The sequence below is a fragment of the Acidimicrobiia bacterium genome (assembly GCA_035651955.1).
Lineage (GTDB): Bacteria > Actinomycetota > Acidimicrobiia > IMCC26256 > JAMXLJ01 > JAMXLJ01.
The window spans coordinates 1-20,108 of sequence record DASRES010000017.1 but is presented as its reverse complement, the minus strand read 5'-3'; the positions used below and the strand labels follow the sequence as shown (position 1 = coordinate 20,108).

Annotated in this window: 21 protein-coding genes; 2 read left to right on the top strand and 19 right to left on the bottom strand. The window is 72.5% G+C overall.

The window, feature by feature from the left end; translation table 11 throughout:
• Positions 1-10 precede the first annotated feature (10 nt).
• From VFC33_05385 to VFC33_05340, 10 genes are all read right to left on the bottom strand, one after another.
• Entirely contained in the window at positions 11-253 is a 243-nt protein-coding gene (locus VFC33_05385) for a hypothetical protein (protein HZR12666.1), read from the bottom strand.
• A 99-nt stretch (positions 254-352) separates the two neighbouring features.
• The gene (locus tag VFC33_05380; GenBank protein ID HZR12665.1) at positions 353-1,894 is read right to left on the bottom strand and encodes an acyl-CoA carboxylase subunit beta; all 1,542 of its coding nucleotides are present in this window, start codon (positions 1,892-1,894) and stop codon (positions 353-355) included.
• A 42-nt stretch (positions 1,895-1,936) separates the two neighbouring features.
• A complete protein-coding gene (locus VFC33_05375; GenBank protein HZR12664.1) occupies positions 1,937-3,721 on the bottom strand; it encodes a pilus assembly protein TadG-related protein in 1,785 nt (594 codons plus the stop codon).
• On the bottom strand, positions 3,718-4,299 hold the full coding sequence (locus VFC33_05370) for a TadE family protein (protein HZR12663.1): 582 nt from the start codon (positions 4,297-4,299) through the stop codon (positions 3,718-3,720). The genes VFC33_05375 and VFC33_05370 overlap by 4 nt, the downstream gene beginning before the upstream one ends.
• A 132-nt stretch (positions 4,300-4,431) precedes the next feature.
• Positions 4,432-5,838, bottom strand: coding sequence for a pilus assembly protein TadG-related protein (locus tag VFC33_05365; protein HZR12662.1), 1,407 nt, complete (start codon positions 5,836-5,838; stop codon positions 4,432-4,434).
• Positions 5,829-6,275: a TadE/TadG family type IV pilus assembly protein gene (locus VFC33_05360; protein ID HZR12661.1), complete on the bottom strand. Its 447-nt coding sequence runs from the start codon at positions 6,273-6,275 to the stop codon at positions 5,829-5,831. The genes VFC33_05365 and VFC33_05360 overlap by 10 nt, the downstream gene beginning before the upstream one ends.
• A complete protein-coding gene (locus VFC33_05355) occupies positions 6,262-7,134 on the bottom strand; it encodes a hypothetical protein (protein HZR12660.1) in 873 nt (290 codons plus the stop codon). The genes VFC33_05360 and VFC33_05355 overlap by 14 nt, the downstream gene beginning before the upstream one ends.
• Before the next feature lie 65 nt (positions 7,135-7,199).
• Complete coding sequence (locus VFC33_05350) at positions 7,200-7,754, bottom strand: sigma-70 family RNA polymerase sigma factor (GenBank protein HZR12659.1); 555 nt, start codon at positions 7,752-7,754, stop codon at positions 7,200-7,202.
• Between the two features lie 107 nt (positions 7,755-7,861).
• Complete coding sequence (der, locus tag VFC33_05345; protein HZR12658.1) at positions 7,862-9,175, bottom strand: ribosome biogenesis GTPase Der; 1,314 nt, start codon at positions 9,173-9,175, stop codon at positions 7,862-7,864.
• 128 nt (positions 9,176-9,303) lie between these two features.
• Positions 9,304-10,698, bottom strand: a complete 1,395-nt coding sequence (locus tag VFC33_05340) for a DUF512 domain-containing protein (protein HZR12657.1) — start codon at positions 10,696-10,698, stop codon at positions 9,304-9,306.
• Between the two features lie 32 nt (positions 10,699-10,730).
• Here VFC33_05340 and ispH point away from each other — a divergent pair, with 32 nt between their 5' ends.
• Both ispH and VFC33_05330 read left to right on the top strand, forming a co-directional pair.
• The gene (gene ispH / locus VFC33_05335; GenBank protein ID HZR12656.1) at positions 10,731-11,798 is read left to right on the top strand and encodes a 4-hydroxy-3-methylbut-2-enyl diphosphate reductase; all 1,068 of its coding nucleotides are present in this window, start codon (positions 10,731-10,733) and stop codon (positions 11,796-11,798) included.
• 12 nt (positions 11,799-11,810) lie between these two features.
• Positions 11,811-12,257, top strand: coding sequence for a CopD family protein (locus VFC33_05330; GenBank protein ID HZR12655.1), 447 nt, complete (start codon positions 11,811-11,813; stop codon positions 12,255-12,257).
• A 69-nt stretch (positions 12,258-12,326) separates the two neighbouring features.
• Here VFC33_05330 and VFC33_05325 read toward each other — a convergent pair whose 3' ends face one another.
• From VFC33_05325 to VFC33_05285, 9 genes are all read right to left on the bottom strand, one after another.
• On the bottom strand, positions 12,327-13,406 hold the full coding sequence (locus VFC33_05325) for an alpha/beta hydrolase fold domain-containing protein (protein HZR12654.1): 1,080 nt from the start codon (positions 13,404-13,406) through the stop codon (positions 12,327-12,329).
• Positions 13,407-13,493: 87 nt separating this feature from the next.
• Positions 13,494-14,177: a lysophospholipid acyltransferase family protein gene (locus VFC33_05320; GenBank protein ID HZR12653.1), complete on the bottom strand. Its 684-nt coding sequence runs from the start codon at positions 14,175-14,177 to the stop codon at positions 13,494-13,496.
• Entirely contained in the window at positions 14,174-14,848 is a 675-nt protein-coding gene (gene cmk, locus VFC33_05315; GenBank protein ID HZR12652.1) for a (d)CMP kinase, read from the bottom strand. Before cmk ends, VFC33_05320 begins: the two co-directional genes overlap by 4 nt.
• On the bottom strand, positions 14,845-16,170 hold the full coding sequence (aroA, locus tag VFC33_05310; protein ID HZR12651.1) for a 3-phosphoshikimate 1-carboxyvinyltransferase: 1,326 nt from the start codon (positions 16,168-16,170) through the stop codon (positions 14,845-14,847). The genes cmk and aroA overlap by 4 nt, the downstream gene beginning before the upstream one ends.
• Entirely contained in the window at positions 16,167-17,264 is a 1,098-nt protein-coding gene (locus VFC33_05305; protein HZR12650.1) for a prephenate dehydrogenase/arogenate dehydrogenase family protein, read from the bottom strand. The genes aroA and VFC33_05305 overlap by 4 nt, the downstream gene beginning before the upstream one ends.
• A 16-nt stretch (positions 17,265-17,280) precedes the next feature.
• Entirely contained in the window at positions 17,281-17,649 is a 369-nt protein-coding gene (gene aroH, locus VFC33_05300) for a chorismate mutase (protein ID HZR12649.1), read from the bottom strand.
• Positions 17,650-17,660: 11 nt separating this feature from the next.
• Positions 17,661-18,422: a pseudouridine synthase gene (locus VFC33_05295; protein ID HZR12648.1), complete on the bottom strand. Its 762-nt coding sequence runs from the start codon at positions 18,420-18,422 to the stop codon at positions 17,661-17,663.
• Between the two features lie 6 nt (positions 18,423-18,428).
• A complete protein-coding gene (gene scpB, locus VFC33_05290; protein ID HZR12647.1) occupies positions 18,429-19,124 on the bottom strand; it encodes an SMC-Scp complex subunit ScpB in 696 nt (231 codons plus the stop codon).
• Positions 19,124-19,960 (bottom strand): ScpA family protein, encoded by an 837-nt coding sequence (locus VFC33_05285; protein ID HZR12646.1) that lies wholly within the window; start codon positions 19,958-19,960, stop codon positions 19,124-19,126. The genes scpB and VFC33_05285 overlap by 1 nt, the downstream gene beginning before the upstream one ends.
• Positions 19,961-20,108 lie beyond the last annotated feature (148 nt).

The following is a 20,108-nucleotide window of genomic DNA, read 5'->3' as shown; positions in this document are numbered from 1 at the left end:
CCGGCCGGCGTCAGGCGACGGCGTGCCAGACCCACTCCGCCATCTGGAAGAAGCGGTAGCCGAGGTACACCGCGAGCGCGCCCGCCATGAGCTTGAGGTGCCACGGGATCGGGAGCTTCTCGTCGACGTCGTCGTCCTTCGGGACGGCGCGCGCCTTGCCGGGGTCGACGGGGTGGCCGCAGGCCGGGCACGCGCCGTCGACGTGCACCGTCGACGGGTTCAGGTAGCGGCTGCAGCGGTCGCACCACGGCACGCGTCCATTGTCGCGTCGCGTCCGGCCGAGTCAGCCCTCCGCCAGATATTCCGTGAAGCGGAACGACCCGAATGTGGCCGGCGGCTTCAAGGGGGGCGATCAGACGGGCGGGACGCCGTGGCGACGCTCGACGACCTCGCGGCGCCGGTCGCGGGCGAGCGCGAGCCGGCGGACGAGCTCGTCGCGCAGATCGTCCGGCTCGACGACCGCGTCGACCACGAGCTCCGACGCGAGGCGTACGAGGTCGACGTCGGCCTCGTACTCGGAGCGGCGCTCGGCGACGAACGCGGCGCGCTCGTCGGCGTCCTCGATGGCCTGGATGCGGTTGTAGAACACGGCATTGACGGCGGGCTCCGGACCCATCACGGCGATGCTCGCGGTCGGGAGCGCGAGGCACGCGTCGGGGTCGAACGCGGGACCGCACATCGCGTACAGCCCGGCGCCGTACGCCTTCCGCACGATCACCGAGAACTTCGGGACGGTCGCCTCCGACACCGCGCTGATCATCTTGGCGCCGTGGCGGATGATCCCGTCGCGCTCGACGGCCGAGCCGATCATGAAGCCCGGTACGTCGGCAAGGAACACGAGCGGCACGTTGAACGCGTCGCACAGCCAGATGAACCGCGCGGCCTTGTCAGCGGAGTCGACGAACAGCACGCCGCCGAGGTGCGCGGGGTTGTTCGCGACGATGCCGACCGTCTCGCCGGCGAGCCGCCCGAAGCCGACGACGAGCTCGCGCGCGAACAACGGCTTGATCTCCATGAACGAGCCGTCGTCGACGAGCGCGTCGATCACCTTGTGCATGTCGTAGGCGCGGCGCGGTTGCTCGGGGACGATCGAGCCGATCGGCTTCGCGGACGACGACGGGTCGCGCGCGTCGACCGTCGGCGGGCGCTCGCGCCAGTTGCGCGGCAGGTACGACAACCAGCGCTTCGCGGCCGCGATCGCCTCGGCGTCGTCGGTGACGAGGTTGTCGCCGCACCCGCTCACCGTCGCGTGCATGCGCGCGCCACCCATCTCCTCGAGCGTGACCTGCTCGCCGATCACCTCCTCGGCCATGCGTGGCGACCCGAGGTACATGGACGCGTTGCCCTCGACCATGAACACGACGTCGCAGAACGCCGGGATGTACGCGCCACCCGCGGCGGACGGCCCGAACAGGCAGCACACCTGGGGCACCTTGCCGGACAGACGCACCTCGTTGGCGAAGATCCGGCCCGCTCCACGCCGGCCCGGGAAGAGCTCGACCTGGTCGGTGATGCGCGCGCCGGCGGAGTCGACGAGGTAGACGACCGGCATCTCGTGCCGCAGCGCGGTCTCGGTGAGCCGGATGATCTTCTCGACCGTGCGCGCGCCCCACGACCCCGCCTTGACGGTCGGGTCGTTCGCCATCACGCACACGGGCCGTCCGTCGACGCGGCCGGTGCCCGTCACGACGCCGTCGGCCGGGAGGTCGGACGCGGTCGCGTTCGCGAGCAGCGCGTCCTCCGCGAACGAGCCGTCGTCGAGCAGGAGCGCGAGCCGGTCGCGCACGAAGAGCTTGTGCTCGCGCTCGAGCTTCTCGCGCCCCTTGGCCAGGTTCCCCGCGAGCGCGCGCTCGACGGCGTCGTGCACGTGGGCCGTGTGGTCGTCGCCCGGCATGGCGCGCAGGCTACCGACCGGGCGCCGGCACCCGGCGAAGCATCAGTGCACGAGCCGGACTGGGTCGCCGTCGATCGACGCCGTCCACGACGTCGTGTCGTTGAGGCTGCCGTTGAAGCGGTACTGGATGCTCACCCAGCAGTCGTTCGGGTCGGACACGTTGCACGAGTTGAGCGAGCTCGGGATCGGCAGCTTCACTTGGATCCACCGCCCGTTGTACTGGCTCGAGCTCACACCGGTGATCGAGCAGGAGCCGGGCGTCGGTTGGAACGAGTTCCACGGTGGACCGTTCGTCGAGCTCGACGCGGGCGGTGAATAGGTACAGCTCGACAGCGGAGTGTCGTTGCCGTCGGTCGTGCGGACGATCGTCAGCGAGCCGGTCGTGCCCGCGCTCGGCGCGTCGCCGATGTCGAACAGGCTGAGCGTGAGCGTGCGACCGGGCGCGCCCGGGAGGACGCGTGCGAGGTAGAACTCGGTCGTCGTGTTCGAGCCGACGTTCGCGTAGATCGACATCTTGGCGTTGCCGAACAGCCCCACGTTCGACGCCGGCGCGCAGCTGCTCGTGCTCGTCGACGCACAGAGCGAGAACCGGTTGTGGCCCGACCCGCTGCTCGCGCTGGTCGACACCTGCACGAAGTAGTCGCCCTGGCTCGGGGAGAGCTGGCAGATCGGGTACCACGCCCGGAAGATCGCGCCGAACGTCGTGTTCTGGCCGGCGACGGGCGCGCTCGGGATGAACGGCACGTTGCTCTTGAGCCGGCTCACGAGGTCCTTGTTGATCGCGTTGTGGTCCATCCCCGCGTACCAGCCGGGGAACGTCACGCTGCAGATGGGCGTGGACGGCGCGCTGGCCGGGTTGCCCGGCACGCTGGCCGGCCCGAACACCTTGTACGTCGTCGCGGGCGGCGGGTTGCTCGTGTCGAAGATGTGGTCGCCGGTGCAGTACTGCATCCCGGGGTCGTTGGGATTCGTCGCGTCCGTCACGGGCGCGTATCGCACCGACGGCAGGTCTCCCGCTGTCGGGTAGCCCGGGACGCTGTTCTTGTTGAGGCCCGCGGCGCCGATCAGGTTGGAGTTGTCGTCATTGGCTCCGCAGTTGTCGCCGACCGCGACGAACGCGGGGTCGAACGCCTGGATCGTCATCGACCCGGGCGCACCCGGACCGACCCGGACCGTGTAGTAGTAGCCGTTCTGGTCGTAGTCGCTGTTGTGGCCGCCCGAGCAGTTGTCACCGAAGCTGCACGTGCCGGCCTGGTACGCGTCGCCGTTCTCCTTGGGCGAGTCCGGGCCCGCGATGTTGCCCCAGAACCCGGGGCGCCGACCGCGCGTCGTGAACATCCCTGCGTACGGGTCGTTGCCGAACTGCGCGCTCGGGCTCCCCATCGCGACCGGCTTCGTGTACTCGGCCGTCGCGGTACGCGAGACGGTCTTCACCTTCACGCCGACCGCGCGCGCGAAAATTGTGTCGATCGTGTTCGAGATCGTCACCTTGAGCTGACTCGGGCGGCTCCCCTGCACGATCGTGACGTGCACCTTGCCGCCGTTGGCGCCGTCCGTGTAGCCGTTCGCCGACGCGACCTGCTGCGCGGTGGACATTGCGAGCGGGACGTTGTCCGGGAGGTAGACCGCGCCTGCGAGCGCGGCGGCGTCCGCGGCCTTCTGCTGCTGCTGACCTTCGTACGACCAGCTCGCGAAGTCGACCGCGAAGCCCGCGAAGCCGAGCATCACGACGAGGATGATCGAGAAGAACACGAGGAAGAACCCGCCCTCCTCGTCACATCGCGTGCGGAAGACCCGGCTGCGGATACCGCGGGTGAGGCGGCTCATGATCCGCACGTCGCCGAGCCGAGCGGCTCGACCCGGAACACCGCCGTGCTCGTGAGGTCACGACCGGCGTGCCCGAAGAGGCCGGTCAGGTACGAGTACTTGACGTGGACGTAGACGCCGACCTTGGCCCACGTGCCCGTCGGGCAGGCGTTCTGCGTCAGCACCCAGCTCGGCGGCGTGTAACCGCCGGTGTTGAACTGCTTCGTGGCGGAGTTCCACGTGAACTTGACGCAGCTGCCGCCGCAACCTGCCGGCGCGGTGCTGCTGTTCGTCGCGTCGAAGACCCAGACCTCTTGCGGCTCTTGTGAGGGAAGCCCCGAGAGGGCGGCCGCCACGGCGTTGGCCGCGTCGACGGGCATGGTGCCGACGCGTGGCTCGGCCGACGCGATGCGGCCGCCGGCCCGGGCGGCGGACGAGACCTGCGACGCGTCCCGGTACATCGAGGAGAACTCGAGCGCGCCGAAGACGAGGAGCAGCACGAGCGGCATGAGGATCGCCGCCTCGACCAGCGCGGCGCCTCGTTCCGACCTCTTGGCTCGCGAGCGGGCGCGCCCGGCGGCGCGCATGACTCGGCTCATGCTGCCCTCTCCGTCACTCGGGGGGTCGTGTCCGGATCGGGCAGATTGTAAGGACGGGTGGGGAATGTCGATATAGGCCGCGTGGCCCAAATCCCACGGAGCGTGGTCAAACGGGCGTAGCTCCCGGCCCCCTCATTTGATGAGCTCGACGATCGCCGACGAGCCGACGTGCCACGGGGCGTCGACGCCGGCGGGCAGCATCCCGGGCGGGATCACCCATGCGGTGAGGGCCTGGGCGTTGTCGTTGGCCGCGCCCATCGACCCCGTGTTCCAGGAACCCGGATCGAAGTCGATCGAGCAGGTGCCGCTCCCGTTGCAGCCGCCGTAGAGCGTCTGGACGTACACCGCCTGGAACCCGGTGACGGCGAGCGCGCTGCTGTTGCCGTTCGGCGGCTGGCTCCCGGCGAACGTCGGGACGTAGGCGAAGCGGGGTGAGAGCTGGATGTCGTAGAGGTCGAGCGGCTTCTCGGTGCTCGTGTTCGCCCCGAACAGCACGCCGTGGTAGCCGCCCGTGCGGTAGTCGGTGAAGCACTGCTGGAGCTGTTGGTGGGCCTGCGTGCGGTTCAGCCCGCTGAACACGCTGCGGCGGCAGCTCGCCGGGATCCCCGTCGCGTTCGGGTCGATGAACTCCCACAGCGGCTTGTTGTCGACGTTGACGCCACCGACCTTCGCCTTCGGGTAGCTGCCGCGCTGCAGGCGTGCGGGCTGGCCGTCGTCGAACGTGCCCGCGGACCCGTGGAGGACGCCCGTGTCGAAGTCGGCGACGACGTTGCCCGTCCGCACGGCGAGCGTGTTGGGCCCCGGCGGGCAGCCGTTCTCGGTCACGGTCGTCCCGTTGAACACCGTGATCTCGTGGTCGACGCCGATCGCGATGTTGTTCTCCAACCGGGTCGACTGCTGGCCGTTCCCGCACCGGCGGACGGTGGGGATCGCGCTGTTGCCGTACTGGAAGACGTCGAGCGTCCCGAAGTTCCCCGTCGCCGGGCCGCTGCACGCGCCCGTCGGGAAGTTCGCGCTCGCACCGGTCTTGAGACAGCGTTCGTCGCCCGTCCCGCCGGTGAACATCGAGAACGGCTCGATCGTCCCGAACCCTGCGACGCCGATGCTCGCGACCGCGGCCGCGCTCTCGGTGATGTGGTTGAACCCGATCGCCTTGCCGAAGAACGTCGGGACGGTCAGGGTCGGGACGCGGACGCGGACCTGCGTGTACGAGGTGTCGTACGAGATGCACGCGCTGCTCGCGATGTTCGTCAGCTTCTGCGTGTCCGTGCACGTCGACCAGTTCGGCGTGACGCCGGTCAGGTTCTGCCCGACGGTGGTCTGGGCGGTGCTGTCCGCGCCGGCCGTGCTCGGGAGGCTCTGCGCGGCGGCGAGGGCGGCGGCGTCGGCCGCGTTCTGCACCTGGCGCTTCTTCTCACGCGCGTAGCCGAGGTCGATCGCGAGCGCGGAGAAGGCGACCAGCACGGTGAGCACGATCGTGAACATGACGAGCACCGCGCCCCGCTCGTCACGTCGCTCACGCTCACGCGTCACGAGCACGTCGGCGCTCCGGGATCGGCCGACGACGTGAACGACGGCACCTGCTCGAGACGCATCGTCACGCTCGACGTCACGACCCGGTTGCCCAGGAACGGCCGCATGACCCCCGTGATGTTGTACGCGGGATAGCTGGCGCACACGGTGACGGTGTCGCCGACGTGCGTGCCGTTCAGCACGACACGCACCTTGGTCTGGCTCGCGTCGAGACCGATCCGCTGCTTGGTCTCGGTGAGGATGTCGCCGTTCGACTGGTCGTTCACGACGGCGAGCCGCGCGCCTTCGCGCACACCGTTGCGCAACGACACGAAGTTGTTGTACGTGCCGCCGAACTCGATGATCCCGAACACGAACAGCATCAGCAGCGGGAGGATCAGCGCGAACTCCACGAGCGACGCGCCGCGCTCTTCCCGTGCCCGGCGTGCGTCAGCGCCGGCCATTGCCCGCTCCGTTCCCGTGCGGGCCGGCGTTCGGGGACGCGTCCGCGTTCGCGTGACCGGGCGCCGCGCCCGTGTGGCCCGGTGTCGTCGTCTTCGTCGTCTGCCCGGGCGGGGTCCCGCCGTTCCCGGGGTTGGCGGGCGGGCCGGGCTGCTTCGACTGTCCGGGCGGCGCGCCGCCGTCCGCCGGAGTGGTCGACGGCCGGTTGGCGCGGCCCGGTGCGGAGCCCGAGGCGCCCGGCGCCGACGGTCCCGTCGGCGTGGCCGCGCCCGGCGCGCTCGTCGGGGTGGTCAGCCGCGGACTCGCGCTCCCGTCGCCGGGCTGCGGGGCCGGCCCGCCCGGCTCTCCGCCGGTGGTGGCCGACGGAGAGCCGCCCTGTCCCGACGGGCCCGCACCGGGGCTGCCGGTCCCCCGGCCGGCAGCCGGCGGCAACGGGTGGTGGGTGGCGCCCCCGTTGCGGCGGTGCGAGGTGGACGCGCTCGGCAGGTGGACACCGACCGCCCCGGCGACGCCCGCGACCGCGTGCTCGAGTGGCGCGGGCAGCGCGCTGTTGGCGGCGGCGACCCCGACGCCGCCGAGCAGCGTCGCTGCGGTGACGAGGCTCGCGGCCGCAGTCCGCACGTGGCGTCGTGTGAACGCGCTGCGGCGGTGACGGCGACGCGGACCCGTGGTCACCGGTCCCGCGGCGCGCATCGCGGCGAGGTGGCGCCGAGCCGTCAGCTCGTCGGTCGAGACGGCGAGCGCGGCGCGCAGCGCGCCGAGGTCGTCCACGAGCGCGAGCGCCGCGCGGTCCTCGCCCGCGACAGCACGGGCATCGTCGAGCAGGTCCTCGGGCGGCAGCCACTGGTCGGTGCGGTCCATGCGACGGGGTCATCGCAGGACCCGCCCGGGAGGTAACGGGCGGCGTCGGACTTTTCTCGCGCCCGCTACGCGACCTTCTGCGCGTCGAGCTCGCGTGCGAGCGCGGCCAGGGCCCGTCGTTGGAGCATCTTCACGGCGCCCTCCTCCTTGCCGAGCATCTTCGCGACGGTTGCGACGGAGAGGTCGGCGACGATGCGCAGGAGCACGACGTCGCGCTGGTCGTCGGTGAGGCTCGCCACGGCTCGATGCAGCCGGTCGGACACGATCGGGTCCGACGTCGCGATGACGTCGGGCGCGGTGTGCGCCGTCGTCCGGGCCAGCGCCGCCGGGTCGACAGCGTCCTCGCCGCGGCGGGCCCGGCGCCGTCGCTCGTCGACGAGCCGGTGATGGGCGATCGTGAACAGCCAGGCACGGAACGCGGCCTCGTCGCCGTCGAAGCGACCGATCCCCCGGACGACCGCGACGAACACGTCGCCCACGACGTCGTCGGGATCGGGCGACCCGTGCCCGCGCGCGTACCCGCGCACGGCGGGTGCGAGCGCCCGGTACAGCGTCTCGTAGGCGCGCTCGTCGCCCCGCCGTGCCGCGTCGATGACCTCGACGAACCGGCGAATCGCCACGTTCTCACCTTTCGCGTAGTTCGCGAAGAGGTGAGCGTACGGAGGGAGGGCGGGCCGGGGAATGAGCCGTTCGACCCGTTTGCGCAGGCCGCGGCGTCAGCCGGCCGTCAGTCGCCGCGGCGGCGGACCCGCAGCTTGACCGGCGTCGGGCCCAGATCGAACGCCTCGCGGAAGCGGCGTTCGAGATACCGGAGGTACGTCGGCGGAAGGGACCGGGTGGCGAAGAGCGTGAACGTCGGCGGGTCCGCCGCGCCCTGGGTCGCGTACAGGATGCGGGGCCGGTGGCCGCGCTCGATCGGCGGCGGGTGCGCGGCCTGCGCCTCGCGCACGATCCGGTTGAGCGCAGCGGTCGGGATCCGCGCGTGGTACGCGCCCTCGGCCTGCCGCAGCGCGGGCAGCAGCTTGTGCACGCCGCGCCCCGTCTTCCCCGACACCTCGAGCACGGGTGCGTAGCCGAGGAAGCCCAGGCGGTCGGCGACCTGCGCGCGCAGCTCCGGCCGCCGCTCGGTCGGCACCGTGTCCCACTTGTTGAGCACGACGACGATCGCGGTCCCGGCCGCGTCGACGCGCTCGGCGAGCCGCTGGTCCTGGTGGCTCACACCTTCGCTCGCGTCGACGACGAGCAGCGCCGCGTCGGCGCGGTCGATCGCCTGCAGCGCGCGCACGAGGCTGTAGTACTCGGTCGGCTCGTCGATCCGGCTCCGGCGTCGCAGGCCCGCGGTGTCGACGAAGCGCAGCACACCGTCGGCCGTCTCGACGATCGTGTCGATCGAGTCGCGCGTCGTGCCCGGGAGGTCGTGCACGACGGAGCGCTCCTCCCCGACCAACCGGTTGAACAGCGTGGACTTGCCGACGTTGGGGCGACCCACGATCGCGACCGAGAACGGCCGGTCCGCGTCGTCCGGCTCGTCAGGCGTGTCGACGTCGGGTTCGGGCAGCGCGGCGACGACCGCGTCGAGCAGGTCGCCGCTGGTACGGCCGTGCAGCGCGGAGACGGGGTACGGCTCGCCGAGCCCGAGGCGCGCGAACTCCCACAGGTCGGCCTCGCGCCGCTCGTCGTCGACCTTGTTCACCGCGACGATCACCGGCCTGTCGCCGCGCTGGAGGATCGACGCGACCCGGGCGTCCTCCTCGGTGACGCCGACCGTCACGTCGACGACGAACACGATGACGTCGGCCGCGCCGATCGCCTCCTCCGCCTGCTTCGACACCTTCGCCTCGAGCGAGCCGTCGCGTTCCGCGAGCCACCCGCCGGTGTCGACGACGGTGAAGCGCCGGCCCGCCCACTCGACGGGCAGCTCCTTGCGGTCACGGGTGACGCCCGGCTTCTCCTCGACGATCGCGGCGCGCCGGCCGACGAAGCGGTTCACCAACGTCGACTTGCCCACGTTGGGACGGCCGACGACGGCGACGATGCTCATGGTCGCACTCGCTCCGCGCCGGGATGCCCGGCGCCGCCCTCCGGGACGCTCGCCGCTCCAGCCGGCCAACAGCAAGGTCCGGCGGCCGCTGCCGGCCGCCTCGCCTGAGGTGCCCCACTCATTCGCGGTCAGCTCGCGAGCGCGCGGACGAACGACGCGCCGTCGGTCGGCACGACCTCGACGGGGCGCGGGAGATCGCGCACGTGCACCCCGTCGAGGAACACGTCACGCGACAGCACGACGTCCGGCAGCAGGTACCGGCTTCCCGCGGGCTCGTCCGCGAGCGCGGCCGCGACGTCCGCACCGGTCAGCAGTCCGGTCACGCCGATGTTGCCGCCGAAGAACCGGTTCCGGACCGGCAGGACGCGCACGTCATGCACGGCGATCGCGTCGAGCACCGGCGTCAGCACGCGCGCGCCGTACTCCCCCGTGATCACGGTCACCGGCGAGGACATGCGGCACTCACGTACGGATTCCGTACGTGAGTGCCGCATCTTCTCGTTCTCGGTCTGGCGGGGCGCGCGGTAGCCGTCGGCCGGCGCGCCGTCGACCCAGGCGAAGAACGCGGACCGCGGACCCGTGCCGTCGACCTCCTCCCCCACGACGGCGCGCCGCGCGTCGTGCTCGAACGCGCGCGCCATCCCGATGCCGTTCTCGTGCTGCGGGAAACCGTCGTAGGCGGCGACCGGGGGGAAGTCGCGACCCGCCATGAGGTAGTACTCGTCGGCCGCGTACACGAGGCGGCGCCCGAGCGTCGCGACGTAACGCTGCTGCCAGCGCTCGATGCACTCGACGACCGCGACGGCCTCCTCGCGCGTGTGCGGACGCATCTCGGGCTCGTGGTTGTGGTCGCTCACGCCGAGTGGGACCACGCCGAGCGTCGCCAGGCGCGGGAAGCGGTCGAACACGCCGAGCAGCGTGTCGTCGAGCACGGCGCCGTCGTTGATCCCCGGGCACACGACGATCTGCCCGTGCACCTCGACCCCGGCCGCGAGCAGCGCGTCGAGCCAGCGGAGGCTCGTGGCGCCCCGCCGGTTGCGCAGGAGACGCGCCCGTAGGATCGGATCCGTCGCATGGATGCTGACGTACAGCGGCCCGAGGCCCTCGGTGACCACACGCTCCAGGTCGGCCTCGGTGAACCGGGTCAGCGTCGTGAAGTTCCCGTAGAGGAACGACAGCCGGTAGTCGTCGTCCTTCAGGTAGAGGCTCCGCCGCATCCCGCGCGGGAGCTGGTGGATGAAGCAGAACGGGCAGTGGTTGTCGCACGTCTGCACGCGGTCGAACACCGCGCTGTGCAGCTCGAGACCGAGCGACTCGCCCGTCGCCTTGCCGATCGTCACGCGCCGGTCGCTGCCGTCGCGCCGCAGCGCGAGCTCGACGTCGGGTTCGTCGGCCTGGAGCTGGTAGCGGATCACGTCGCGCAGCTCTTCGCCGTTCAGCGCGACCAGCTCGTCACCCGGCTGCACACCCGCGCACGCGGCCGGTGATCCGGGCGCGACGGCAAGCACGCGTGCGGGAGGCATGGCGATCAGTGTAGGGCCGCTACCCTCGAGCCGTGCCCGTCGAACGAGTCCTGCTCGCCCGCCCGCGCGGCTTCTGCGCCGGTGTCGAGATGGCGATCAAGGCCCTCGCGTGGATGGTGCGCGTCTTCGAGCCGCCCGTGTACTGCTACCACGAGATCGTCCACAACCGGCTCGTCGTCGACCGCTTCCGCTCGCTCGGCGTGGTGTTCGTCGACGACCTGCGCGACGTGCCGGCCGGTGCACCGCTCATGCTCTCCGCGCACGGGTCGCCCCCCGAGCTCGTCGCCGCCGCCCGGGAGGACGGCCGGTTCGTGGTGAACGCGGTGTGCCCGCTCGTCACGAAGGTCCACCACGAGGCGAAGGTCCGCGCCGGCAAGGGCTACACCATCCTCTACGTCGGTCACGCGGGTCACGACGAAGCGGTCGGCACGCTCGCGGTCGCGCCCGACGCGATGCGCCTCGTCGAGCGCGAGGACGACCTCGACGCGGCGCTCGCGACCGTCGACGACCCCGGGAAGCTCGCGCTGCTCGCGCAGACGACGCTGTCGGTCGCCGAGTGGCAGGGTCTCGTCGAGCAGGCCCGCGAGCGCTATCCGGAGCTGTGGACGGCGTCACGCAATGACCTGTGCTTCGCGACGACGAACCGCCAGGCCGCGCTGTCGAGCGTCGCCGAGCGCGCCGACGCGGTGGTCGTGATCGGCAGCGCGAACTCCTCGAACACGATCGCGTTGACGAAGGTCGCGCGCGCGTCGGGCAAGCCGGTGATGCGCGTCGACGGCGCGGACGAGCTCGACCTCGACGCGCTGCGTGACGCGCGCATCGTCGGCGTCACCGCGGGTGCGAGCGCGCCCGAGGACCTCGTCGAGGAGGTGATCGACCGGCTCTCGCCGAGCGAGGGCGTCGAGATCGTGCACGTGACCGACGAGGACGAGTACTTCCCGCCGCCGCGCGAGCTGCGCGACCTGATGCCCGCGCTCGACTCGCTCGTCGCGCTGGTCAGTGGTGCGTCGCCGCGCGCGGCACGCGAGCAGGGTGGGCCGTTCGGCGACGACCGCGCGACCGACGCGTCGCACACGCTCGCGTCCCTGTCGACGGGCTGACCTCGGCCGGCGATGCTCCCGGTCCGGGCCGACACCATCCGGCTGTTCCTGCACGTCCTCGCGGCGATGGTGTGGGTCGGCGGGCAGCTCACCCTCGGCGCGCTGATCCCCGCGGTTCGCACCGGCGGCACCGAGCTCGTCCGCAAGGTGGCGCGCCAGTTCCAGCTCGTCGCCTGGCCCGCGTACGCGGTGCTGCTGATCACCGGCGGATGGAACCTCGCCGCGGTGCACCTCAGCCGTCAGAGCAGCGCGTGGCTCACGACGCTGTCGGTGAAGCTCGTGTGCGTGTTCCTGACCGGCGCGTTCGCCGCCGCGCACATCCTCGTCGCCGCCCCGCGCGTGCGCGCCGCCGAGACCCCTGAGCAGCACCGGCGCGCCGCCGCGATGTCGGGCGCGTTCGAGAGCCTCTCGCTGCTGTTCGCGCTCGCCGCGGCGTTCATGGGGATCATGCTCGCCTGACCGTCCCACTTCGTGCGTCGCTCGTCGTCGCACAGCGACACTGAGCGACGCACGGACGATCGGGGCCCGTCAGGACGGGCAGACGGGATCCGCGCTGGGTGGTCGCATCCCCGAGTAGATGTGCAGCTCGCGGGCGAGGAACGTCGTCCACTGCGTGTCCGTCGCGGCCTTGTGCTCGGCGTAGAGGTTCTCGGCGTGCGCGGACTCGGTGCAGTACGACGTGAGCTCCGCGACGAGCCCGTCGGCGCGGGCCGTCGTCACGGTCTGCGCGATGCAGCTGTACGGGACGGCCTGGTCGAACCGCGAGTGGATCCACGACGTCGGGGCGTCGCCCGCACCGATCGACGCGGGGTCGTACTCGCAGCCCGACGCGCCGAACGCGGCCTGCACCTTCGACGACGCGACCGACAGGTCGTCACCCGAGAAGTAGTGGACGGTCCCGACGTCGTCGCCCCGGTACGCGACGTTCCCGGCCGTCACCGCGCCCGCGGAGAACCCGCCGACGGCGATCTTGCTCGGGTCGACCCGGTACTGCATGGCGTGCACACGGATCCACCGGACGGCGGCCAGCACGTCGTACTGCGCGGCAGCGAGGTTGCGCTGGCACTCCTGGTACCGCTGCTGCCACACGGGGTCGTTCGGGTTCCAGTTGTCCTGCACCCACTGGCACAGCGACGCGGGCTGGCTCGTCGCGCTCCCGCCGACGACCGTCGTGTCAGTCCGGTACTCCACCGAGAAGCCCACGTAGCCGCGCTCGGCGTAGTCCTTGCCGCTCGCGTTCGCGAGCCCGTACATCCCGTCGATGCCGAACGCGAAGCCGCCGCCGTGCACCCACACGATTGCGGGCCGGTTCGTCGTGTCGTCCTGCGGGTCGGCGACCCACAGGCGCAGCGGCTCGAGGTTGCCCGGCAGCAGAGCCGGTCGCGGATCGGGCTGCGCGAGGCTCGTCCCCGCGTACAGCGTGCCGCCGTAGTGGGGGTCGATCACGGGCGCCGCGCCCCACGTGACCGGCTGCGCCTTCGACGTCACGGTCGCGCCGTACACCTGGTCGAGGTACGGCGCGGGCGGGTTCGGGGCCGGGGGCGCGCACGCGGCCACGCCGAGCGCGACCGCTAACACCACGCACAGCAGAGCCGTCAACCGCCGCATGGCTCGCTCCCTCCGTTCCTGCGACGCGCCGATCCTCCGCCGCGAACGCACGACGATCGTTCGGAGATCGTCAGGAGATCGTGAAGGCTACGACCGGTGCGTGCTCCCGAGCACGCGCCACGCGCCGTCGAACAGCTCCTGCAACGACTGCTGGAGGCGGTCGGTGACCGCGGCGATCTCGTCCTTGCGCGCGCGGCCCGTCGCCGTCCCGGGCGCGGGCGTGATGAGGTCACCGACGACGACCGCGACGCGGCGCGGCCGGATCAGCGGCGAGCCGCTCGGCATGATCTCCTCGCTCCCCGCGATGCCGACCGGCAGGATCGGCACGCCTGCCTTGACCGCGAGGTACGCCGTGCCACCCTGGAGGTTCTCGACCCGGGGCCCCGCGCGGCGGGTGCCCTCGGGGAACAGCACGACGGGCTCACCGTGCTCGAGCCGGGTGAGCGCGGCGCGCGCCGCGCCGGTGCCGGCGCTGCGGTCGACGGGGAACCCCCCGAGCGACGTGAACAGCCACGCGCCGAACCGGTTGCCCCACAGCTCCTGCTTGCCCATGAACCGCAGCCGCCGGCGGGTGATCGTCGCGGTGAGCGGGATGTCGACGATCGACCGGTGCGTCGGCGCGACCACGAACGGGCCCGACACGGGCACCTTCTCCTTCCCGACGACCTTCACCCGGAAGAGCAGGTAGCACAGGCCGACGAGCACCGCGCGCGCGAACCGGTAGAACGCGAGCGACCCGTCGGACCGTTCCGCGACCCGTGTCGCGCTCACGACGCCCGCTCCCGCGAGTGGAAGCACTCGACCACCTGCGCGACGACGTCGTCCGCGCTGCGGTTCGTCGTGTCGATCACGAGCGCGTCGTCCGCACGCCGCAACGGTGACGTCGCGCGCGTCGAGTCCAGCTCGTCGCGACGCGCGAGCGCGGCCCGCACCTCGTCGACACCGATGTCGCGCCGGGCGACGACCTCGTCGTGCTGGCGACGCCGCGCGCGCTCGTCATCGCTCGCGGTCAGGAACACCTTCACCGTCGCGTCCGGGAACACGACCGTCCCGATGTCGCGACCCTCGACCACGCCGCCGTGGTGCTCGTCGACCCACGCGCGTTGCCGGGCGACGAGGACGGCGCGGACACCGGGGTGCGCGGAGACGATCGACACCGCGCCGGTGACGTGCGGGCCGCGGATCTCGTCGGTGACGTCCCGGCCGTCCAGCACGACGTGCCCGTCCGACAGCGTCACGTCGAGACGTTCCGCGACCTTGGTGCACGCGGACTCGTCGCGCAGGTCGATGCCCTCGTCCAGCGCCGCGAGCGTCACCGCCCGGTACATCGCGCCCGTGTCGAGCACGTCCAGGCCGAGCGCGGCCGCGACACCACGCGACACCGTCGACTTCCCCGAGCCGGACGGCCCGTCGACCGCGACGACCCGGTCGGACGCGCTCACGCGACCGACCCGCCCAGCGCGACGAGGTCGTCGGCGAACGCGGGGTACGAGATCGCGACCGCGTTCCAGCCCCGGACCGTCGATTCGCCGTCGATCGCAACGGCGGCGACAGCACCGGCCATCGCGACGCGGTGGTCGCCGTGGCTCTTCAGCGTCGCGGCGCGCGGGCGGCCGCCGCGCACGAGCATCCCGTCCGGCCGGGGCTCGACGGCCACGCCGAGCTGGGCCAGCTCCTGCTGGACCGTCGCGATCCGGTCGCTCTCCTTCACGCGCAGCTCGTGCGCGTCGTGGAACTCCGTGACGCCGTCGGCGAACGCGGCCGCGACGGCGAGCACCGGGATCTCGTCGATCAGGCTCGGCACCTCGTCGCCGGCGACGACGACACCGCGCAGCTCGGACGTGCGCGCCCGGATCTCGCCGACGGGCTCGCCCGCCCGCTCCCCCGTCACGCGCGTCTCGACGTCGGCGCCCATGCGCACGAGCACGTCCACGAACGCGATCCGGATCGGGTTGAGACAGACGTCCTCGACGACGACGTCGCTGCCGGGTGCGAGGCACGCGGCGACGACGAAGAACGCCGCCGACGACGGGTCGCCGGGGACGTCGAGCTCGAACGCGCGGGGCACGCCACGCGCGACGCGCACCGTGCGCGCGTCGCGGTCGTGGTCGACGGGTGCACCGAACGCACCCAGCATGCGCTCGGTGTGATCGCGCGTCGGTGCCGGCTCGACGAGCTCCGTCGTGCCGGCGGCCTGCAACCCGGCGAGGACGAGCGCCGACTTCACCTGCGCGCTCGCGACGGGCAGCTCGTAGTGGATCCCCCGGAGCGATCCGCCGCGGACGGCGAGCGGCGCGAAGTTGCCGCCGTCACGCCCGTCGACGCGCGCGCCCATCGCGCGCAACGGGTCTGCCACGCGCGCCATCGGCCGGCGCACGAGCGAGTCGTCGCCGGAGAGGACGGCGTGGAACGGCCGGCCGGCGAGCATCCCGAGCCCCAGCCGCATCGTCGTCCCCGAGTTGCCGCAGTCCACCACCGCGCACGGCTCGCGCAGCCCGTCGACGCCGGGACTCGCAACCGTGACCGCGAGCTCGTCTCCGGGGAGCGGGCGCACGCGGGCCCCGAGCGCGTCGACGAGTGCCGCCGTGCGCGCGACGTCGTCGCCGGACGAGAGGTGCGCGACCCGGCTCGTCCCGTCCGCGAGCGCGGCGAACAGCAGCGCGCGATGCGAGATCGACTTGTCGCCCGGGACCCGGATCCGACCGCGCAGGGGCGTGCCCCCCGCGATGACGACCTGCGTCGCGGCTGCTCCGGTCGCGCTCACGACAGCGCGCTCCGCGACACCCGGTAGCCGAGCTCGGCCAGCCCCGACTCGAGCTCGCCCGCGCCCGACGCCACGACGAGGAGCACGAGGACACCGGCGTGACCCTCCATCGAGTGCGCGATCTCGAGGTCCGCGATGTTCACGCCGAGCCGACCCGCGAGCGTCGTCACCTCGGCGAGCACGCCGGGCCGGTCCGGTACCGGCACGCGCAGCTCGACGAGCTCCTCGTCGGGCGCCATGCCGACGGGCAGGTTGCGCCGCGCGCGGCGCGCCCGCTCCAGCACGTCGAGCAACCCGCGCCGGTCACTCGACTCGACGAGCGCGCGCACGGACTCCAGCGCGTCCACGTACTCGTCGAGCGCGCCCAGGATCGCGTCCCGGTTCGCGACGCAGATGTCCGGCCAGATGTCGGGCTGCCCGGCCGCGATGCGGGTCATGTCCCGGAAGCCTCCGGCGGCGAGACGGAGCAACGTCGCATGCTGCTCACCGCGATCGGCGGCCACGTCCATGAGCGTCGACGCCGCGAGCTGCGGGACGTGGCTGACGACCGCGACCAGCGCGTCGTGGTGCTCGGGATCGACCGCGACGACCTCGGCACCGAGCGACACGATCAGCGAGCGCAGCGCGCTGAACACGTCGGGATCGGTACGTTCCGTCGGGGTCAGGACCCACGTGGCCCGCACGAACAGGTCGCCGTCCGCGCCGTCGAGCCCGTCCTGCTCGGAGCCCGCCATCGGGTGCCCGCCGACGAAGCGCGCTGCGACGTCGGGACGGGCGCGCTCCACGGCGTCGACGATCGGCGCCTTCACGGAGCCGACGTCCGTGACGATCGGCGCGCCCGCGTCGAGCGCGGCGACGACGACCTCGGCCACGTGGCCGACCGGCACCGCGACCACGACGGCGTCGGCACCGCGCACCGCCTCGGCGATCGAGCCCGCGACGACCGACACCGCGCCCAGCTCCTTGGCGCGCGCGGCCCGACCGTGGTCGACGTCGTAGCCGTGCACGTCGACGCCCTGCCGGCCGAGCGCGAGCCCGACCGACCCGCCGACGAGTCCCGTCCCGACGAGCGCGACGCGCCGAACCGTCGTCATAGGAACCGGATGGTCCTCACTCGGGCAGGTCGTCGCGCAGCGACCGGGCGTCGCCGAGGTACACGTGGCGCAGCTTCTCGCGGGGACGGTCCGTGTAGACGTGCATCATCACGCGGATGCAGCGCGGCATCCCGCCGGTCACGCCGAGCTCCCGCATGCACAGCAGCGGCACGTCGCCGAGACCGATCGCGCGCGCGCCCGTCGCCGGGAAGGTCGCCGTGAGGTCGTCCGTCGCGGTGAAGATGATGCTCACGAGATCGTCGTGCTCGAGGTCGTTGCGGTCGAGCATCTCGCGCACGAGCGTCTGCGTCTTCGAGTCGATCTCGTCCTTGGTGTCCGCGTCGCACGTGGTCGCGCCGCGCAACGCCTGCAACCTCTGGGTCACGGAGGTGCACGTTACTCCGGGGTTCCCGGCAACTTCGTCGCCGCGTAGAGCGCGCGCACCTCGGCGCGCGACAGCGGCCGCCAGCCCCCGGGCGGCAGCGTGCGGTCCGAGAGCGGGCCGATCCGCGTGCGAACGAGCCGCCGTACCGGATGGCCGACCGCCTCGCACATCCGCCGCACCTGGTGGTTGCGACCCTCGTGGACGACGAGTTCGAGCGCGGCCGTGTTCTCGCGGGTCTGCTGCAGCCGGACGCGCGCGGGCGCGGTCGGCCCGTCGTCGAGCTCGACGCCCTCGCGCAGCGCCCGCAACGCGGCACGGCCCGGGATGCCCTCGACCTCGGCGAGATACGCCTTGTCGACCCCGCTCGACGGGTGCGCGATCCGGTGCGCGAGCTCGCCGTCGTTCGTCAGGAGGAGCAGCCCCTCGGTGTCGTAGTCGAGCCGGCCAACCGGGAAGACGCGCGGCTCGACGGGCACGAGATCGATCACGGTCGGGCGGCCCTCAGGATCGCGTGCGGTCGTCACCACGCGCGTCGGCTTGTTCAACAGGTAGTAGACGAGGTCCTCGCGCACGACGACCGGGACGCCGTCGACCTCGATGCGGTCGTGGGCGGGGTCGACGCGCCGCCCGAGCACCGCGACGTCGCCGTTGACGGTGACGCGCCCGGCGTCGATCAGCTCCTCGTTCGCGCGGCGCGACCCGAACCCGGCGCGCGCGAGCACCTTCTGCAACCGCTCGCCGTCGCGCTCGCGGTCGCGCGCGTCGTCGCGCACCGGAGCTCAGTCGATGTCGTCGGTGACGTCGACGACGGTGAGGTCGACGGTCTCGTCGCCGGCGGACCCCGCCGCGGACGTGGCGTGGTCCAGCGCCGTGAGCGCGGCTGCGTCGCGCTCGACCCGCAGCCCGCGCTCGAGCGCCTCGACGACGTCGGGAGCGGGGACGAAGTCGGCCAGCGGCGGCAGGTCGTGCAGCGAGTCGAGGCCGAGCCGCTCGAGGAACGATCCCGTCGTGCCGTACAACGTGGCGCGACCCGGGCCCGGGTCCTGACCGACCTCCGCGACGTACCCGCGCGCGACGAGCGTCCGCAGCACGCCATCGGCGTCGACGCCGCGGATCGCGGAGACCTGCGCGCGCGACACCGGCTGCTTGTACGCGACGATCGCGAGCGTCTCGAGCGCGGCCGGCGACAGCCGCGCGTGCTGGCCGTCGAGCACGAAGCGCTCGACGTAGGGCGCGAGGTCGGCGTGCGTCTGGTACCGGTACCCGCCCGCGACGCGCACGAGCACGAACCCCCGCCCGTCACGCTCGTACTCGTCCGCGAGCTGCGCGCACAGCTCCTCGACGCGCGAGATCGGGACCTCGACCAGCTCGGCGAGCAGCCGCGGCTCGACCGGCTCGGTCGCGGCCATCACGACGGCCTCGATCGCGCGGCAGACGTCGCGCTCGATGTCGGTCGCGGTCTCGTGCTCGTCCATCACCCGGCCTCCGTCGCGGCGAACGGACGAGCTGCGGGGCGCGCGGGAGGCGTCGCGGGCTCGTCGTCCCAGTCGTCCAGGCTGATCTGGTCGAGCGCGGTCTCGTCCTCGCCGAGCCGGCGCACGACGAGGTCGCCGAACGTCGTCGCCTGCTCCATGTCGACCACGCCCTGCTTGAAGAGCTCCAGCACGGCGAGGAACCGGACGACGACCTCGAGGCGCTCCGTCACCCCGACCACGAGGTCCCGGAACGAGACCGGTCGCCGCTCGGGCAGCACCGCGAGCACCGTCTCGACCGCCTCGCGCACGCTCACGCGCACCGGCGCGACGTGCGAGGTCGACACCTCGGGCACCGGCTTCGGCGCGAACGCCCGCCGCGCCGCGGCGGCGAACGCGTCCGGCGTCACCGACTCGAGCGGGTCGGGCGCGAGGGAGCGGAACGGCTCCTCGGGCCCGGCGCTGCGCGCCGTGCTGCGGGCGCACTCGCGCAGGCGCTGCTCGATGACCTTGGCGGCGTCCTTGAACGTCTTGCACTCGAGGAGCCGGGCGAGGAGGAGGTCACGCTCCTCGAAGCGGAGCAGCTCCTCGTCGAGCTCGACGTCGTCGGCACCGGGCAGCAGGCGGCGGGCCTTCAGCTCGACCAGCGTCGCCGCGATGAGCAGGAACTCGGTGGCGACGTCGAGATCGAGCCGGCCCATGCGGTCGACCTCGGCCAGGTACGCGTCGACCACCGACGAGAGCGAGATCTCCCACAGGTCGACCTCCTGCTTGAGGATCAGGTGCAGGAGCAGGTCGAAGGGACCCTCGAAGACCGAGGTCTGGACCTCGTAGGCCACGGGTCCACGCTACTGGAGCCCACCGGGCCGGCCGTGCATCTCCGCTCCTGGCACCTTCGGTGCCGGGCCGCTCGGGCCACCGCTTCCGCTCGCCTCCCGGCTCGCTCGCTCCGGGCATCTCCGCTCCTGGCACCTTCGGTGCCGGGCC

Bases quoted from the DNA above. Each gene is read 5' to 3' on its own strand.
- VFC33_05380 (HZR12665.1), bottom strand. From the start codon at position 1,894: ATGCCGGGCGACGACCACACGGCCCACGTGCACGACGCCGTCGAGCGC.
- VFC33_05375 (HZR12664.1), bottom strand. From the start codon at position 3,721: ATGAGCCGCCTCACCCGCGGTATCCGCAGCCGGGTCTTCCGCACGCGA.
- VFC33_05370 (HZR12663.1), bottom strand. From the start codon at position 4,299: ATGAGCCGAGTCATGCGCGCCGCCGGGCGCGCCCGCTCGCGAGCCAAG.
- VFC33_05360 (HZR12661.1), bottom strand. From the start codon at position 6,275: ATGGCCGGCGCTGACGCACGCCGGGCACGGGAAGAGCGCGGCGCGTCG.
- VFC33_05355 (HZR12660.1), bottom strand. From the start codon at position 7,134: ATGGACCGCACCGACCAGTGGCTGCCGCCCGAGGACCTGCTCGACGAT.
- der (HZR12658.1), bottom strand. From the start codon at position 9,175: ATGAGCATCGTCGCCGTCGTCGGCCGTCCCAACGTGGGCAAGTCGACG.
- VFC33_05340 (HZR12657.1), bottom strand. From the start codon at position 10,698: ATGCCTCCCGCACGCGTGCTTGCCGTCGCGCCCGGATCACCGGCCGCG.
- VFC33_05330 (HZR12655.1), top strand. From the start codon at position 11,811: ATGCTCCCGGTCCGGGCCGACACCATCCGGCTGTTCCTGCACGTCCTC.
- VFC33_05325 (HZR12654.1), bottom strand. From the start codon at position 13,406: ATGCGGCGGTTGACGGCTCTGCTGTGCGTGGTGTTAGCGGTCGCGCTC.
- VFC33_05305 (HZR12650.1), bottom strand. From the start codon at position 17,264: ATGACGACGGTTCGGCGCGTCGCGCTCGTCGGGACGGGACTCGTCGGC.
- scpB (HZR12647.1), bottom strand. From the start codon at position 19,124: ATGGACGAGCACGAGACCGCGACCGACATCGAGCGCGACGTCTGCCGC.